This window comes from Pedobacter anseongensis (genome assembly GCF_037482965.1).
Taxonomy (GTDB): Bacteria; Bacteroidota; Bacteroidia; order Sphingobacteriales; family Sphingobacteriaceae; genus Pedobacter; species Pedobacter anseongensis.
The window spans coordinates 91,857-109,217 of record NZ_JBBHKB010000003.1; the positions used below are offsets into that span (position 1 = coordinate 91,857).

General features: G+C 38.9%; 10 protein-coding genes. 4 read left to right on the top strand and 6 right to left on the bottom strand.

Going from position 1 to position 17,361, the window contains the following annotated elements; translation table 11 throughout:
* Positions 1-338: 338 nt before the first annotated feature.
* From WG904_RS11240 to WG904_RS11255, 4 genes are read left to right on the top strand one after another with little or no spacing between them, the layout of a single operon-like run.
* On the top strand, positions 339-2,039 hold the full coding sequence (locus tag WG904_RS11240) for a ribulokinase (protein ID WP_339579412.1): 1,701 nt from the start codon (positions 339-341) through the stop codon (positions 2,037-2,039).
* Positions 2,040-2,042: 3 nt separating this feature from the next.
* Positions 2,043-2,744: an L-ribulose-5-phosphate 4-epimerase gene (locus WG904_RS11245; RefSeq protein ID WP_339579413.1), complete on the top strand. Its 702-nt coding sequence runs from the start codon at positions 2,043-2,045 to the stop codon at positions 2,742-2,744.
* A gap of 27 nt (positions 2,745-2,771) precedes the next feature.
* Positions 2,772-4,259 carry an L-arabinose isomerase gene (gene araA / locus WG904_RS11250; protein ID WP_339579414.1) on the top strand — a complete coding sequence of 496 codons (1,488 nt, stop codon included), beginning with the start codon at positions 2,772-2,774 and terminating at the stop codon, positions 4,257-4,259.
* 26 nt (positions 4,260-4,285) lie between these two features.
* Entirely contained in the window at positions 4,286-5,986 is a 1,701-nt protein-coding gene (locus WG904_RS11255) for a sodium:solute symporter family transporter (protein ID WP_339579415.1), read from the top strand.
* A 43-nt stretch (positions 5,987-6,029) separates the two neighbouring features.
* Here WG904_RS11255 and WG904_RS11260 read toward each other — a convergent pair whose 3' ends face one another.
* The 6 genes from WG904_RS11260 to WG904_RS11285 form a co-directional block, all read right to left on the bottom strand.
* Positions 6,030-7,043, bottom strand: coding sequence for a zinc-binding alcohol dehydrogenase family protein (locus WG904_RS11260; RefSeq protein ID WP_339579416.1), 1,014 nt, complete (start codon positions 7,041-7,043; stop codon positions 6,030-6,032).
* A 16-nt stretch (positions 7,044-7,059) separates the two neighbouring features.
* Entirely contained in the window at positions 7,060-7,851 is a 792-nt protein-coding gene (locus WG904_RS11265) for an SDR family oxidoreductase (protein WP_339579417.1), read from the bottom strand.
* A gap of 95 nt (positions 7,852-7,946) precedes the next feature.
* Positions 7,947-10,259, bottom strand: coding sequence for a DUF5703 domain-containing protein (locus WG904_RS11270; RefSeq protein ID WP_339579418.1), 2,313 nt, complete (start codon positions 10,257-10,259; stop codon positions 7,947-7,949).
* Positions 10,260-10,360: 101 nt separating this feature from the next.
* The gene (locus WG904_RS11275) at positions 10,361-11,785 is read right to left on the bottom strand and encodes a sialate O-acetylesterase (protein ID WP_339579419.1); all 1,425 of its coding nucleotides are present in this window, start codon (positions 11,783-11,785) and stop codon (positions 10,361-10,363) included.
* Positions 11,786-11,855: 70 nt separating this feature from the next.
* A complete protein-coding gene (locus WG904_RS11280) occupies positions 11,856-13,934 on the bottom strand; it encodes an aceric acid hydrolase (protein ID WP_339579420.1) in 2,079 nt (692 codons plus the stop codon).
* Positions 13,931-17,356 (bottom strand): glycosyl hydrolase, encoded by a 3,426-nt coding sequence (locus WG904_RS11285; protein ID WP_339579421.1) that lies wholly within the window; start codon positions 17,354-17,356, stop codon positions 13,931-13,933. Before WG904_RS11285 ends, WG904_RS11280 begins: the two co-directional genes overlap by 4 nt.
* Positions 17,357-17,361: the final 5 nt, after the last annotated feature.

Consider the following 17,361-nt stretch of genomic DNA (forward strand, 5'->3'; position numbering starts at 1 on the left):
AAGATATCATGTACTACATGAAAAAATAGACCACATATAAATTTGGTGTTAAATAATAATTAAATTTTATAAGCAATCAATAATTGCCCTTAATTAGTCTTTAAGGCAATTTTTTTACTGCATATTGTTTTTACATTAAAAATGATTGATCATCGTTTTGTATGAAAATTTTTGCCAACATGTTTTTAAAATTCTGAAAAAGATGGACAGATTTATTAAAATCAAGCAACTCAAATCTGTACTCCATTAATCAAAATCGGGATTATAAAATTCTATTATTCTCCACAAAATTTTGCATTTCAAAAAAATAAACGTTAATTAGACACTTATTAATTTGTATGAACAACGTGAACTATGTAATTGGCGTAGATTATGGAACCGACTCTGTTCGGTCTGTAGTAGTAGATACCCAGAATGGCAAAGAAATTTCATCATCTGTATTTTTATATCCAAGGTGGCAAAAAGGATTATATTGCAATGCGGCAATTAACCAATTCAGGCAACATCCTTTAGATTATATAGAAGGTTTAACCCACACCATTAAAGATTGTATTGCAAAAGCAGGTGGTCAACAAATTGCACCTTATATTAAAGGTATCGCTGTTGATACCACTGGCTCTACCCCTATTTCAGTTAACGAAGCAGGCGTTCCATTGGCATTAACAAGTGGTTTTGAGGATAATCCGAATGCCATGTTCGTGCTCTGGAAAGATCATACCGCTATTAAAGAAGCAAATGAAATTAATGCGTACGCCGCAAAATCTGAGATCGATTATTTAAAATATGCAGGCGGGATCTATTCTTCTGAATGGTTCTGGTCTAAACTACTACACATCTTAAGAACTGATAAAAAAGTTAGAAGCCATACTGTTTCTTGGGTAGAACATTGCGACTGGATTCCTTTTTTATTATGTGGCGAAACCGATGTTAAAAAAATGAAGCGTAGCCGTTGTGCGGCAGGGCATAAAGCGTTATGGGCAGAAGAATTTGATGGCTTACCCTCTGAAAAATTTTTAACTACACTCGATCCCCTATTAAAAGGGTTTAGAGATAAGTTATTTACCGATACCTATACTTCGGATGTAGCTGCGGGTACATTGAGCACAGCTTGGGCAAGCGAATTAGGATTAAGTACAGAGGTTGTAGTTGGTGTTGGCGCTTTTGATGCACACATGGGGGCAGTTGGCGGACAAATTGAGCCGTACTTTTTAAGTAAAGTAATGGGAACAAGTACCTGCGATATTTTAGTTGCTCCTAACCACGATATGGAAGGTAAATTAATTAAAGGGATATGCGGACAAGTAAATGGTTCCGTAATCCCTAACATGGCAGGCTTAGAAGCTGGGCAATCTGCCTTTGGCGATGTGTATGCTTGGTTCAAAAACTTGATTAGCTGGCCAATAAATAATTTATTATCCGAATCTACACTTCTTGATACCGCAACAGCAGAAGCTTTAAGAGTTGAATTAGAAGGAAAAATCATCGCCACCTTAAGTAAACAGGCCGAAGAATTGGGAGACAGTGATTATGAGGAATCGGCTATTGATTGGTTTAATGGCAGAAGAACACCAAATACCAATCAAGAGTTAAAAGGTGCCATTACGGGTTTAGGCTTAGGTAGCGATGCACCACGCGTGTTTAGGGCTTTAGCGGAAGCCACCTGTTTTGGTGCAAAAAGTATTGTAGAATGTTTTAAAGACCAAAATGTACCGGTAAAAGGAATTATTGGAATTGGCGGTGTGGCTAAAAAATCGCCTTACATTATGCAAATGATGGCAGATATCTTAGAAATGCCAATCCGTATTCATCGTTTCGAACACACATGCGCCTTAGGAGCCGCAATGTTTGCTTCAGTTAGTGCAGGTATTTATCCAAACGTTGAAGATGCGATGAAAGCCATGGGAACCGGGTTCGAAAAAGAATATAAGCCAAACAAGAAAAAGCAAAAAATGTATCGCGAACATTACCAGCAATATCAAACTTTAGGAAGATATTTAGAAAAATACCATAAAAGAGACATTAAGCCCTATATTTCATAAATAATGAACATTTATCAAAGTATTAAAGAGCAAGCATATGAAGCAAATATGCAATTGCCAAAGTTAAATTTGGTGCTTTTTACATTTGGCAATGTAAGTGCCGCCGATCAACAACAGGGCATATTTGCCATTAAACCAAGCGGCGTGCCCTACGAAGAATTAACGGTCGATAAAATGGTAGTAGTTGATTTTGATGGCAACACCATTGAAGGAGATTTACGACCCTCTTCCGACACAAAAACACATGCAGTGTTGTATAAAAACTGGTCGCACATAGAAGGGATTGTTCACACTCACTCTACGTTTGCAACTGCATGGGCACAATCGCAACGTGCTATTCCGATTTTCGGAACCACACATGCCGATCATTTAACGGTAGATATTCCATGTGCTCCACCAATGAATGATGAAATGATCAAAGGAAATTACGAATATGAAACCGGCTTTCAAATCATTAATCATTTTAAAGCATTAGATTTAAGTTATAAGGAAGTAGAGATGGTTTTAGTAGGCAATCATGCTCCTTTTACCTGGGGCAAAACTGCTCAAAAGGCGGTGTATAATAGTGCAGTATTAGAAACCGTAGCACAAATGGCACTTTTAACAGAACAAATTAACCCTCAAGCACCAAAATTAAAAGATTCGTTAATAAGAAAGCATTTTGATAGGAAGCACGGGGCTGATGCCTATTACGGACAAGAATAAATTACTTAGGATAACGAAAAACATAATATGATTGATTTAAAAAAATTCGAGGTTTGGTTCATTACAGGCACGCAAGATTTGTATGGCAATGAAACCCTAAAACAAGTAGCGGTACACGCACAAAAAGTTGCTGAATCGTTAAACCAAAGCAACATTTCTGTCCGTGTAGTATATAAGCCCATTGTTAAAACACCTGAAGAGATTTTCGAAACCTTGCAACAAGCAAATGTTGCGAAAAACTGTATAGGGATAATAACCTGGATGCATACCTTCTCTCCTGCTAAAATGTGGATCCGGGGGTTAAGCATCCTTCAGAAACCTTTATTGCATTTACATACGCAGTTTAACCGCGATATTCCATGGAGTACCATCGACATGGATTTCATGAATCTCAACCAAAGTGCTCATGGCGATCGCGAATTTGGCTTTATGGTTTCACGTATGCGTAAGGATCGCAAAGTAGTAGTTGGGCATTGGCAAGACCAAGAAGTAGTAAACGACATCGAAATGTGGTGCAGGGCTGCAGCTGGATGGAATGATTGGCAAGGTGCAAAATTTGCACGTTTTGGCGATAACATGCGCTATGTTGCCGTAACTGATGGCGATAAAATAGAAGCAGAATTAAAATTTGGTTTCTCTGTAAACAGCTATGGCATTGGCGATTTAGTTGAAATCATCAACAGCAGCAGCGAACAATCGATAAAAGAACTGCTTACCGAATACGAAGATAGTTACCATATGGCTGCCGATCTAAGGGTTGGTGGCGCACGCCATTCTTCGGTATATGAAGCTGCTAAAATAGAACTCGGATTACGTAAATTCTTAACTGATGGTGGGTTTAAAGGCTTTTCTGACACCTTTGAAGATTTACATGGCATGGTGCAATTACCTGGTATTGCGGCACAGCGTTTAATGGCAGATGGCTATGGCTTTGCTGGGGAGGGAGATTGGAAAACTACGGCTCTGGTTCGTGCATGTAAAGTAATGGGCGCAGGTTTGCCAGGAGGGAATGCGTTTATGGAAGATTATACGTATCATTTCGACCCCGATAATGCACTCGTCTTAGGCTCGCACATGCTAGAAGTTGATGCATCCTTAGCAAAGGGTAAGGCGAATTTAGAAGTACATCCTTTGGGCATTGGTGGCAAGGCTGATCCAGCTCGTTTAGTATTCAATGTTGCGGGTGGCAATGCCTTAAATGCTTCGTTAGTAGACATGGGCAATCGCTTCCGTTTATTGGTAAATGAAGTAAAAGCTGTTGAAGCAGAAAATGATTTACCAAACTTGCCGGTAGCAAGAGTATTGTGGAAACCACTACCTGATATGAAAACAGGATGTGCAGCGTGGATTTATGCAGGAGGAGCGCATCATACGGCATATAGTCAGAATCTAACCACTCAACATTTATCAGATTTTGCAAATATCGCAGGGCTAGAATACATAAATATTGGTGCAGATACTAAAATAAACCAATTTAGAAACGAGCTTCACTGGAATGAAGTTTACTATAAATAAAAACCTAACCAAATAAAACTTAAACTATGAACCATTTCTCTGCGGTAGATATCGCCGTTTTCATTTTCTATTTTATCCTCATATCGGGGTATGGCTATTGGATTTATAGACGAAAAAAGAACAAAGCTGTTTCTGGAAGCCACGATTTTTTCCTAGCTGAAGGATCATTAACCTGGTGGGCCATTGGAGCCTCGCTTATTGCTTCTAACATTTCGGCCGAGCAGTTTATCGGGATGAGTGGAAATGGTTTTGTAGTAGGTGTTGCAGTTGCCGCCTACGAATGGGTTGCCGCTATCGCATTGATTATTGTAGCAGTTTGGTTTATTCCTATTTACTTAAAGAATAAAATCTTTACCATGCCTCAATTCTTGCAAACCCGATACAACGAAACGGTGAGCTTAATTATGGCTATATTTTGGTTGTTTTTATATATTTTCGTTAACCTTACTTCTATCCTTTACCTTGGTTCAATAGCGATTAGTAGCATGGTAAATCCCGATTATTTTGGTGTAGTGATGATTGGCCTTGCTGTTTTTGCGTTGATTATTACTCTTGGCGGTATGAAAGTAATTGGTTTTACAGATGTAATTCAGGTAGTGGTACTAATTATCGGTGGTTTAGCAACTACTTATATCGCTTTAACGTTAGTAAGCGAACAATTTGGTCTAGGTAAAGATGCAATTGCTGGATTTAAAATGCTTCTAAAAGATGCACCAGATCACTTTCATATGATCTTGGATAAACCAGGGCCAAATAGTTCTCAAGCAGACGTAAATAAATATTTAATGTTACCCGGTATTGCCATGTATTTTGCTGGTCAATGGATTGTGAACTTAAACTACTGGGGATGTAATCAATACATTACTCAACGTGCCTTAGGTGCAGATTTAAAAACAGCTAGAACTGGGATTTTATTTGCTGGATTATTAAAGTTAGGAATGCCAATCATTGTAATGCTTCCTGGTATTGCAGCCTATGTTCTGCACAAAAATGGCGCTTTACAAGCAGAAATGGCTCCAGGCGGCCATTTTAACTCAGACAATGCGTATTCTGCTATTTTAGGATTTTTGCCAACCGGACTCAAAGGACTTTCAGTAGCCGCCTTAACAGCAGCAATTGTGGCATCATTAGCTGGAAAAGCAAATAGTATTTCAACCATTTTCACTTTAGATATTTATAAAAAATACATTAATAAAGGTGCTGATGATAAAAAATTAGTACGTGTAGGTAGAATTGCAATTTTAGCAGCTATTGTAATCTCTATCGGTTTAACTTGGAAAGATCTATTAGGCATTGGTGGCGAAGGAGGCTTTACCTTTATTCAGAAATATACCGGCTTTATTAGTCCAGGTGTATTTGCCATGTTTATTTTAGGTATGTTCTGGAAACGTACTACAGGCGCTGCAGCTATTGCTGGTTTATTAACGGGCTTCGGCTTATCTGTAGTCTTCAACAACTACGCACCATTGTGGTTTGGCAACGAAACCTGGTTGTATACTGCTTATTTAAACAAAGATGGTGTTTATGAAATTCCATTTTTAATCTGCATGGGCTTAGCTTTTGCGTTTACCATGCTGGTGATGATTGTTTTAAGTTTAGCTGGACCAAAAGTTAACCCTAAAGCCTTCGAAATTGATAAATCCATGTTTAAAGTGGCACCTTCTACCATGGCATTAATTGTGGTAACACTAATGTTGATTACCTTAATTTATGTAAGGTTCTGGTAAGAATAATTTATACCTCGCAGGTTTTTAAAACCTGCGAGGTGTATTATAAAGTTACTAATGCCTTTATTACGCCATTCTTTGGATCCAACCAATTCGAAAATTCAGCTGCCACTTCATCAAAAGCAACACGATGGGTAATATAATTCGTCGGTTTAACTAATCCTTGCTTCATGGAACGGATTACATGCTCAAAATCCTCAATAGTTGCGTTTCTGCTACTCATTAATGTACCTTCTCTTTTATGAAATTCTGGGTGACTAAAAGATAATTCTTCCTTTTGTAGACCGATTAGTACAAATCTAGCACCATGCGCCATATATTGAAAGGCATTATTTATCGCTTTCTGACTTCCGGTAGCATCGATTATTACCGTTGGCATATCACCTCCAGTGATTTCAGCTAACTGTGCTGATACATTGTTAGCCAGCGCATTTACAACATAATCTACTTTTAATTTATCTTTACAAAAGGCCAATCTCGAATCATTAATATCTAGCGCAATAACTCTTGCTCCCGCGATACGGGCAAATTCCATCGTTCCCAAACCAATCGGGCCAGCACCGATAACCAATACAAATTCATCTTTTTGTATTCCTGCTCTTCGCACACCGTGTGCTCCGATGGCTAAAGGCTCTACCAAAGCCAGTTCATCAAAGCTTAGTCCTTGGCCATGTAATAAGCTACGCGTTGGAACAGAAAGGTATTCACGCATTCCACCATCAACATGTACACCGCAAACTTGCATTTTAACACAGCAATTAGGTTTATTCGATCGGCAAGCAATACATTCGCCGCAGTTAAAATAAGGAATAAACGTTACAGCCTCCCCTATTTTAAACTCTTCTGAACCATCAATTTCTACCAATTCTCCTGAAAGTTCATGTCCTAATACTCGTGGATAGCTAAAAAAGGGTTGCGTTCCTTCAAACGCATGAAGATCGGTACCACATATTCCAATGCGCCTAATTTTTAGAATAGCATGATTTTTTTGTAATAGTAGTTCTTCCGTTTCGCTATATTCAAAATGTCTTGGTGTTGTGCAGGTTAGTGTTTTCATGTGGGCGGGTGGCTGATTAGTTAGCATTCGCAAGTGCTCTATCTAAATGTACATAGCCCCCATCAACGTGAACAATTTGTCCGGTAGTATGGCTCGATTTATCAGACATTAAGAAAGCCGCCATGTTGGCAATTTCTTCTGCCGTAGTCATTCGGTTTTCTAAAGGTATTTTCGAGGTTATTTCTTTCAATTTTGCATCAGCATCTGCTAAGGTCTCTATCCAGGTTTCGTAAGCCGGTGTCCAGCATTCGGCCACTACAATGGCATTAACACGTATTCCGTGTTTCAGGAGTTCAACCGCCCATTCGCGGGTTAAGGCATTTCTACCTCCATTTGCAGCTGCATAAGCGGATGTATTGCCTTGGCCGGTTTCTGCAGTTTTAGAGGTAATGTTTACAATTGCACCTTTCGATTTAGTTAACGCTGGCAAAGCATAATGAGCCATAAGGTAATAATGAACAACATTTCGATGTAATGATGCCATAAAATCAATATAATTTCCGTTTTCTAGTCCTACTCCATCGTTTACACCTGCATTATTTACCAGTCCATCAATCTTTCCAAATTTATGTACAATAGCTTTTACTACCTTTTCACAATCTTCAGGCTTTGCCAATTCGGCCACAAACTGAGCTGCTTTTCCACCTTTTTCTTCAATAGCTGCAACTACCTTAAGGTTATCCAACTCCTTACGACCAACAATTACGGCAATAGCGCCTTCAGCTGCAAAAACTTCTGCAATGCCCCTTCCAATTCCTTTTGCACCACCCGTAATGATGATGATCTTATCTTTTAAGTTTAGATTCATATTTCTTATTACTATTTTTCTATTTTTTGAAATGTTTTAATGTTAAAAAAGTTGAATGTTTTGGGCGCACACAATTTTTTGTCATATTTAAAATGCTAGAACTTTATAACATTCCAATATTCCAACATCACAACATCTTTAGCCCTCTCTTCTGGCAAAATCTTTACCAACTCCAATTTTCCATTCTTCACAACCCCTTCAATTGTAGTTTGGTAAGGCGCATGAAGTTTAAAATGTACATCCCATTCTTTTGGCCAAGCTGGCAGCAGAAAGATTTTATCTCCATCGTATTGAACCAGCATATCTTGTAGGCCTATCATTCCCGATCCGCCCCAATTATGATCAGGTGTCCAATCGTAGCCCGGACCCCAGAAAGCAGGAAATCTCCGTCCCGAATTTTTCAATTTCTGAACCGTTAAATCTGCAGCTTCTTTGGTTAAACCCAAACGTGCAGCAAAAATATTATCCTGTTTCCAGCCCACATAGCTTCTAAATTTTAATACATCGGTATCATATTTAAAGGTATTTATAGCCGTGTCCAATCCAGGTTTCCCAATTCCATACATCCCCCATGGAAAAACAGGATAAAGCTGCGGACTTTCGGTATTGTTAATCCGCTCCCAGGTTTTAGCCGGAGAAATGGTAGGATGCCCCTTAAATTCCCTAAACGACAGTGGTGGAATCATTTTTAACAGGCTTTGCCATTCTTCTTTCTGCTTTGCCGATACGTTTTCGAGTGTCAATAATCGCATTAAAATGGTTTTTAAACCTGCAATAGTCGAAGTGGCATTATTGGCCATCTTATACGTTTCAGCGGCAGAGCCCGGATATAAAACCAAATGACCATTCGCATCTAATGGTTTACTTCCTCGCTGTTTTGCGAGATAAAGATAATGTTCTTTAAAAAAGGTTAAACTACTTTCAATTAGAGGCAAATATTCATCAATGTTATTTCCATTGTATCTTTTGGTTTCCAAGATCATCAAACAGAACTCCAAAACCGTATCCCACTCGTACTCTAACCAGGCATTGTATTCCATTCCCATGTCATATTTTTCGGGCCGTTTCCATCCATATTCTGTTGGATTAGGCAGACCAAAATTCTCGATTTGCTCGGTAAAACTTGCCCCATTATGTCCCCAAGCCGCACTTGCTCTTAGTTCAGCATTTTTTAGCATTCGATTGTAAAAATCAAATTGTGGTTTCATCAGCTCAAAATCGCCACTTTTAAGCATTGGCCAATACACTAAACGTTGATTTTGAGCGGTATGTGTTCCACCTCCCCAATTTCTAAAATCAGGTGTATAGTTTAGGCTCGTATCCGTTAATTGTGGATCGAATGTAAACAAGCCTCCATTAAATTTGGTAGGCCATTCGCTAAATGCATTACAACCCAACATATATCGAAATAGCTGATAGTTTTTACCTGCTTGGTTGGCAAGAGAATCCTTCGAATTGATTTCAATAAAACTCCTATCCCAGTAATTGTTCCACCACTGCTTTGTGGCAAGCTCGCTCTTTAAATATTCTTTTTTAGAAGTATAGCGAATGGACTTTAAGTGATTACTATAGGTTAACTTCGAAATGTTTTGAGATGTGCTAAAACCAATACTAATACCTTGGGATTTTACAGGTTTTTTACTTTTAAGGTTCCAAGCCCTAAATGTTGTATTTAAGTACCGACCATCATACTTACCTGCAGCAACCATATTTTCGCCTTGAACGATGCCTCCAAAAATTAAATTCTTTAACGGATTATAAAATTGGCTCGAATAATCTGCTAAACCTTGCTGTTTAAGCACCACATCGAACATGGTTTCTGTCTTATTTTGATGATAAAAGTGAATCGCATTACCCACAAAATCAACTTCATCTTTATACATTTTTATTACGCCTTGGGGAGCAAATTTATAGGAATTCTGCTGATTCTCTCGTCCTTTTACGATCCGATCTTCGAAGCGCCAATTCTCGTAACTAACCAATGTTGTTAGAGCAATATTTGAGTTAACTTCAAAATTTACAATAGGCTTAAAAACATCAACCCATATCTTAATTTTAGCAGCTAGCTTTCCCTTTGAACCTGAAATTAGTACATATCCGTCTTTTACAACTAATTCTTGCTTAAAGTTATCGCCTTCGAGCGGATTGGGACTTAACTTTAATTTTACTCTTCCTAATTTTAAAAGGGTGTTATTTTCATCAAACGTGCCACTTCTTGCTAAGTATGCGTAAATTTCACCCTTTTCTACCCAAACATTTAAGCCAATGTTGCCACCACCACAAGGCATAGATTCAGAAGAATTTCTGCTCTGGGAAGTCCAGATTACGTTCGAATTTTGTGCCTTAGCGGTGAGCGTTAAGAACAAAAATAATAGTACTACACTAGGGTTGAGTATTGAGTATAGCATATTGCGATCTAGATGCCTAAGGATTATCCTAAGAATCATGCTACATGCACCCTGTCTTAATATGCAATACTCAAATTTCATATCTTAAATCGTATACCAAATTACCAATCATCACTTCTAAACGACGATACCGGCAATCCATCGGTACCGAATAACTCTCCTTTAACATAATTTTTAAATGCATAGCGCACAGCAACAGGTTCTTTTACCTCACTTGCATTTACCACCACTGTGTTGCCACTTATGACTGCTTTAGCTGGATAAAATTTCTTGTCGGCACCTGCAATTTCAAATAAGGTTAATTCTTTCCAAAATGAAGTTAATCCATTTGGCACGTTTTTAAATTTTACAATTGCTTTATTTTTATCGATCGTTATTGATTCGTACATAGGACTTTCGGCTCCAAACCCTTTAATCCCATAGCTTTTCGCTAGTGCGATGTAAGCCAATCTTTCGCCTACATCTTTTTTATTTGGTGGATGAATGGTTAAATCGTCGCCAATATCTAATAATACCGCCATTCCCGAATTCGGAATACGTGCTTGTGCTTTTCGCTGGGCATCTCTAACATAAGCCGAATTCAATTTTACATTGCTTTTGTCGTTAGTAGCATAATCGTAATGAAAAGGAGCAATTTGTGCATAGTAGAATGGAAATTCGCCTATATCCCATGCTTTTCTCCAGCTCGAAACCATTGCTGGAAATAAATCTAAGTAGCGATCTGGTTTATCGTAATTCGATTCGCCTTGGTACCATATCATGCCCCTAACGCCATATCCAATTACCGGATAAATCATCCCATTATAAAGGGTTGTTGGTGTGCGGCTCACTTCCTTTATAGTATCTGTTTTTGCAGGAATTTTAACTTCTGGGAAGGCATTTAAATCTTCGGCCGACATCCATGCTTCGATAGTAGATCCCCCATAACTATCGTTGATTAATCCGATAGGGACATTCAAAAGTTCACTCAAAAGCGACCCAAAATAATACCCCGTTGCACTAAAGTTCGACACTGTTTCTGGTTCGGCAATCTTCCATTCAGATGGTTTACTGTTCTCTTGTTTTTCGGTTATTGATGATCGAGGAACGGTATAAAGTCTGATATTTTTATTTGTTGATTTTAATATCACCTCATTAGAACCTGTTAAGGGTTGATTTTTAAATCCTTTCATCGGCATTTCCATATTCGATTGACCGCCACAAAACCATACTTCTCCGATTAGGATATCGGTTAAGGTTAACGCTTCGCCATCGTTAAACGTAATATTGAAAGGACCACCAGCTTTAGGTGTAGCGACTTTTATTTTCCATTTACCTAAATTATCGGTCTTAATGGTATACATTTGCTTATTCCAAGAGGTGATAATTTTTACCATAGCACCAGGTTTTGCCCATCCCCATAGGGCTACATTACTTTGCTGCTGCAATACCATGTGGTTAGTAAAAATAGACACGAGTTTTACCTTTGCAGAGGCATTTTGCAACCCTGCGAAAAGTAGGAGTGATAAGATTATTTTTAATTTCATTTAGTTGTTATTTAATTTTCAATTTGCCTTGGGAGCATAATGTAATCAATTTTTAGCATTTTGTATTTTTCTAACGACTTAAAGGTAACCAAACCGACATTTCTGAATGCCCTCTATTTCCCCAGGCATAATAAGGAATTAACTTTATGGGTATGGCGGTGCTACTGGCCGAAACAGGCCTATAAAGCACCTTGGCCCATGTTTTAGACGCCACCATTTTAGCATTGCCAACTAAACTCATCATACGTGCCCCATCGATGGTAATTGGCATGGCTTTTAACTGAATGGATGCTGGTATAAAAGCATTAAAAATGCTTTTTCCTGGCAAATCAGGCGATTCTAAGCAGTACACAATCGGCCCGCGTTTTATCGCTACCTGATTTCTATTTTCTTCTACTAATGGATTGGCTTCAATTAATGTCGCTTCCATTGGGAAAACAAGTTCAATAACATCACCCTTTTTCCAAATTCTGTTTACCTCGGCATAGGTTCCACTTATTAATTTTGCAAGTGCTGGCTTACCATTGATGCTTAGTTTAGCATTGTTTGTCCATCCCGGAATGCGAAAAAACATCGAAAATGCTGTTGCCTTGGTTTCGTTTATGGTAATTTTCAGGTTTCCATCCCATGGGTAATTGGTTGTTTCTTCCAACGCTACATGAGAACCATCATCAAGTTTAATTTTCGCTTTATTTGCTCCGTATAAATTAAAATAAATACCTTTTAACGATGTACTGTAGGCATAATCGCTTACTTCGGCAATGGTCCTCACCAAGTTGGGTGGACAACAATTGGATAACGAAATATAGGGTACGCGATCTTTAGACCAGCGTTGCTTAAAAGGTAAAGCATCAGATTGGGCAAGCGGGTTGGTGTATAAAAAGTTCTTCCCGTTTAGGCTAATGCCTGATAAAACACTGTTATGCAACCCAAGTTCCATTATATCCGCGTATTTTGCATCACCAGTAAGCTGTAACATCCGCCAGTTAAATAGTACATGACCAATATTTGCGCAGGTTTCGTTATGTGCTGTAAAGTTTGGCAATTGAAAATCGCGACCAAAGGCCTGATGTATTTTTTGCACCTCATTAGGATTGTACGAAGTGCCATCGGGCGATGTACCATCGTACAAAGAACCATTTCCACCAGTAACGTACATTTTATGGGTATTGATGTCGTTCCACATTAAATTTAAGATCCGCAATAACGAATCGTTTCCTGTTTCTGAATACAAATCTGCCACGCCAGCGTATAGATAATTTGCACGAACTGCATGTCCCATGGCTTTGGTTTGTGCTAAAAACGGTATGCGATCTTGATTATCGTCGGTACCATCGTCTATCTTCCCTTTAATGGCGATTAAATGCTTGGCTAATTCTAAATAACGAGGGTCTCTAACGGTACGATACATTTCGATTACGCCCATATAATGCGAAGGGCAGATAGCATTTCGAGCTAAAGCAGGCGATGCGGTTTTATAAAAACCATATAGATAATCTGCTGCTCTTTTGGCTACCTCCAGCAGATTGGTTTTCCCTGTGGCACGATAATGTACACAAGCGGCAGTCATTAAATGCCCAATGTTATAAGCTTCAAAACTCAATCGATCTTGAAATTGATCCTTCGTACCCGTGTTGCGTTGTTCGATCATGGCTTTGGTATAGATGTAGCCGTCTTCACGTTGTGATTTTGCGATTACCGAAATAGCTTTATCCATAATTTCAATTAGCTTTGGATTATGCGTAGAAGCATACAAACTTGCCATAGCTTCAAGGGTTTTATAATAATCGCCATCGTGAAAAGAAGGTCCTTTATGCTTACCCGTATCTAAACCTGCCGCAATTTCGAAGTTTTTAAAGGCGTGGCTTATCGTTGGATCGTTGTAAATGTTCCACATATTGGGCACCATAATTTCGGTAGCCACTTTAAACCGATCGGCCCAAAAACCTGTAGTCCACACTACACTTCCCATATCTACCCCATGTAATTTAGCATATAGACTTTTTGAGTTATTGGTGAGGGCTTTTTCTTGAGTTTTAGCGGGAGTTGTTAAGAACATTATAATCATTAATAGTCCGAAAAACCAGAAATCGGGAAGTCTGAAAGCATGGAGCATCTTTACTCCAAAATTTTTAAATCGTGTTATCATTTCTCTTCAATTTCTAAGGTTATGGGACCGAACAATCCTGCTGGATTTAATGGTTTTCCAGCTAACCTAAATGGTGCGGTAGTTTTGGTTAAACGCTTATTTTCAGGTAGTTTTTGATCGCCAATTAAACGATTTGCCCAGGTGTTGGTTATCGCTACCGTTATTTTATTTTCGCCTTTGGTTAAGGCTTTACTAATTTCAAGTTGAAAAGGTGGAGTCCATAACACACCATACGAAACTCCATTCACTTTAACTTCGGCGATGCTCGAGAAGTTTCCTAAGTTGATCCATGTTTTTTGTTTTGGCGCTTCATCGAGTAAGAAGGTTTTGGAATAAATGGCGGTGCCTGAATAATAATTCAGGGTAGTATCGGCATGCTTGGTCCAATCGACAAGGGTATTGAATTGTAGAGGTTCTTTTGGTCCGCCAAATGCAGGGTCGAATTTTACTTCCCAATTGGTCGAAAGATCGGTAAGCGTTTTGAAATTTATCCAGTTTTGCTTTCTAATTTTATCCGTTAAAACAATATCGTCTTGAAAAATGACAAATACTGATTCATGAGGTGCAAATTTTAAAGTCAATGAAGTTAAGCTTCCATTTTTATGTGAGATAACATTCATATACCTATCATAAACAGCATCATATAAAACGGGAATTTTATTATCTATTCGAAATTCAAACTCTACATATCGCTCTTTATCTTGTTGATTAGCGATAAAATAAATGTCTTTATCATTTGCTTTCCGGTGGGTAAAGGCTATGCCTTCGGCATAAGTTGGAGGAGAACCCTGCACATTCGATTTACGATGGGCCATTAAATCTCGGGAAAGTCCGAGTTCACTAAAATCACTAGGGATAAAAGGAGCTTTATATACTTTTCCTAAACCAATTTCCTTTACTACATAAGTTTCGAGCTTTCGATTTTTTACGGTTTTGAAATTTTCGCCCCAAATCTGGTTCACCACTTGGTCGAATTCTTCTTTACTTTTTTGCTTCAATCCTGTTTGATACAAAGGTTGTTCGGCCACAATGATGCTTGCTCCCGCCTTAACCAAATCCAACAATTTCTTCACCGTTTCGTAGCTTAAGTATTGATAATTGGGATTTAAGCTTAGTTTCCCCGAGATGATTAATATTTTGTAGGTAGCTCCGCTCTCGAAGACGATTTCTTTGTTTTTAACCGTTGCAGTAGTTAAAACATCTGGATTAAAGCTATCATAAGCATAGCCATTTAACGGATTTACCCAATTTTCTGGATCGGCCATATTGGCTGAGTGATTTACCCCTGCAGGTTTAGATCTTAACGGCTCACCAATATTAGCTAATCGTTTTGCTTCGGCTTCTACTACAGCTGAGCCAAAAATACCTGGTAATATAGGCACTAGCCGATCTGGCAATATTGACCTACGAGGGAGTTCTTCACCTGTAAAAACAGCGATATCAACTACTGGTTTACCTTCTTGAAGTAAACTTTGTGCTCTTTCTGCATAATCAACCCAAGCTTTCCCTTGCTTCCACCATGTTTGGTCGCGCTGAAAATATAATCCAACTCCATCTAAGGTCATCCCCGGTTTCTGATCAACCCAAGGATTGTGTGTAAATACATGGAAAACCATCTTATTTATTCCCAATGCAAAATTCCGATCCATTAGCGTTTTCATATTGCCAGGATGTTCGTTCCAATCCATTCTTAGGGTAGTAAAAGCCTCGGCTTGAATACTATTTTTTCCATAAATATGCGCTCCAGAAATGGCATCGAGCATGTCGTTAGGTTTATCGTGGGTTGGACTATTTAGCCAAAACTCGCCCATAGGGATATTTACTTTTTTGTAATGCATTAATCCATCACTCAACATCGTAGGCGCCACACTTTCGGCAGTAAATTCAACTCCTTTTTCTTTTGCAAGTTTTGCTAGGGTTCCATAAAACTGGTCCACCACCAGTTCAGCTATGGTTTTACGTACATCATAGAGGAAGTTTTCTGATGTTTCTATACTTTGAACAGGTAAGCCTGTCATAATCGGCAAATAAGGTAGTAAATCATAGCCTCTTCGCTTTAAAAATTCGGCTTTAAATACGGGCGACCAATTCTGGCTTCCGCATTCCCAACTATCTACATGAAAAGTATTCAGTACTTTGGCAGCTATTTCTGGCCCACCCTGTTTTAGGGCTTCCCCAAACCAGCTATTAAATTGCAAGGAAATGGCTTGTGGATTAAACTTATCGCATTCTAGGCCTATTGCAGCCCCTCCCGTCGCATTTCGCTGCCCTGTAGAAGTGTGTCCCACCCGTAAAATGGTCCATTCTCCGCTAGGGGGAGTCCAATCTAACGTGCCATTGGTATGGAGCAGCTTAGTTAAATTGATCATCTTTTTAAGCGGAATCGCCAAGTTATTGGGAACTTCTTTACGCGTGGTTCTTCTGCTTACTCGCCAAATGGAGCCATTTTTTCCTTCATAGTGCCCTATTTTAGCTTCAGCAGATAATTCTAGCGTAATGATTTTTAGGGATTGTTTCCATTTGGCCGCATCTAAATCTTCAGATCCCGGTTCTGATCCTGCTTTATTGTATTGGAAGCGGAAAAACTTAGCTGTAGTTGGCACTATAGCATGGGTAAAATCTTCATCTGTGTCTTGCCATCCGTGGCGTGGCGCTTCGAGTTGTGTAACCTTACGGAACGTACTCCCATCCTCACTTACTTCGAGAATTAAGCGATTGGATTGATAATTATTCCCACTTGTTTTAATGTTGATGCTTCTGCAGGTAAAGGGCTTTGCAAATTCGTACTGAATCCAAAGTGGATCACTCGAACTAAAACTTTGTGTATTATCGGCTTTTATTAGTCGGCCAGCATCTGCCCCATTACTGGTTGTAATTTTAGGAATTACGGTTTGGGTATTACTATGTGCGCCAACTGGCGATGGATACGCATAAACCGCAATATCTTTATAATACCCTTCTTTGGTTTCGGGTTGTGGAAGGGTGATTTTTCCTTTTATACCTCCTTTTAGGGTGAGTTTAGACGAGACGACTTTTTGCATTGAAAGTGCTGGAGTAATCCACGGACCACCGGCTAGAGCAAAACCATCGCTAATATGCATTCCTAATTTCAAATCCAATCGTTTCGCTTCACTGAAAGCAAATTTTACCATATCCCACCATTGTGGTGTAAGTTGATTGCTTGCAGGTTGGTATAAAGGAGGATTAGATGATTTTTCACCTTTTATGGTCATTAAATATGCACCTCCTATCCCATTTTCTTTCATTGCTTCTAAATCTGCCGTAATCCCAGCTTTAGAAATACCAGCTTGTACCCAATACCAAAACACCCAAGGTTTAGCAGAATCAGCTTGCTGGGCGTAGGAAATTCTTGCGAAGCAAAAGCTTAGTGTTAAAAGAAGGAGTACTTTAGTAACTTTCATTTTTT

Bases quoted from the DNA above. Each gene is read 5' to 3' on its own strand.
- WG904_RS11240 (WP_339579412.1), top strand. From the start codon at position 339: ATGAACAACGTGAACTATGTAATTGGCGTAGATTATGGAACCGACTCT.
- WG904_RS11245 (WP_339579413.1), top strand. From the start codon at position 2,043: ATGAACATTTATCAAAGTATTAAAGAGCAAGCATATGAAGCAAATATG.
- araA (WP_339579414.1), top strand. From the start codon at position 2,772: ATGATTGATTTAAAAAAATTCGAGGTTTGGTTCATTACAGGCACGCAA.
- WG904_RS11255 (WP_339579415.1), top strand. From the start codon at position 4,286: ATGAACCATTTCTCTGCGGTAGATATCGCCGTTTTCATTTTCTATTTT.
- WG904_RS11260 (WP_339579416.1), bottom strand. From the start codon at position 7,043: ATGAAAACACTAACCTGCACAACACCAAGACATTTTGAATATAGCGAA.
- WG904_RS11265 (WP_339579417.1), bottom strand. From the start codon at position 7,851: ATGAATCTAAACTTAAAAGATAAGATCATCATCATTACGGGTGGTGCA.
- WG904_RS11270 (WP_339579418.1), bottom strand. From the start codon at position 10,259: ATGCTATACTCAATACTCAACCCTAGTGTAGTACTATTATTTTTGTTC.
- WG904_RS11275 (WP_339579419.1), bottom strand. From the start codon at position 11,785: ATGAAATTAAAAATAATCTTATCACTCCTACTTTTCGCAGGGTTGCAA.
- WG904_RS11280 (WP_339579420.1), bottom strand. From the start codon at position 13,934: ATGATAACACGATTTAAAAATTTTGGAGTAAAGATGCTCCATGCTTTC.
- WG904_RS11285 (WP_339579421.1), bottom strand. From the start codon at position 17,356: ATGAAAGTTACTAAAGTACTCCTTCTTTTAACACTAAGCTTTTGCTTC.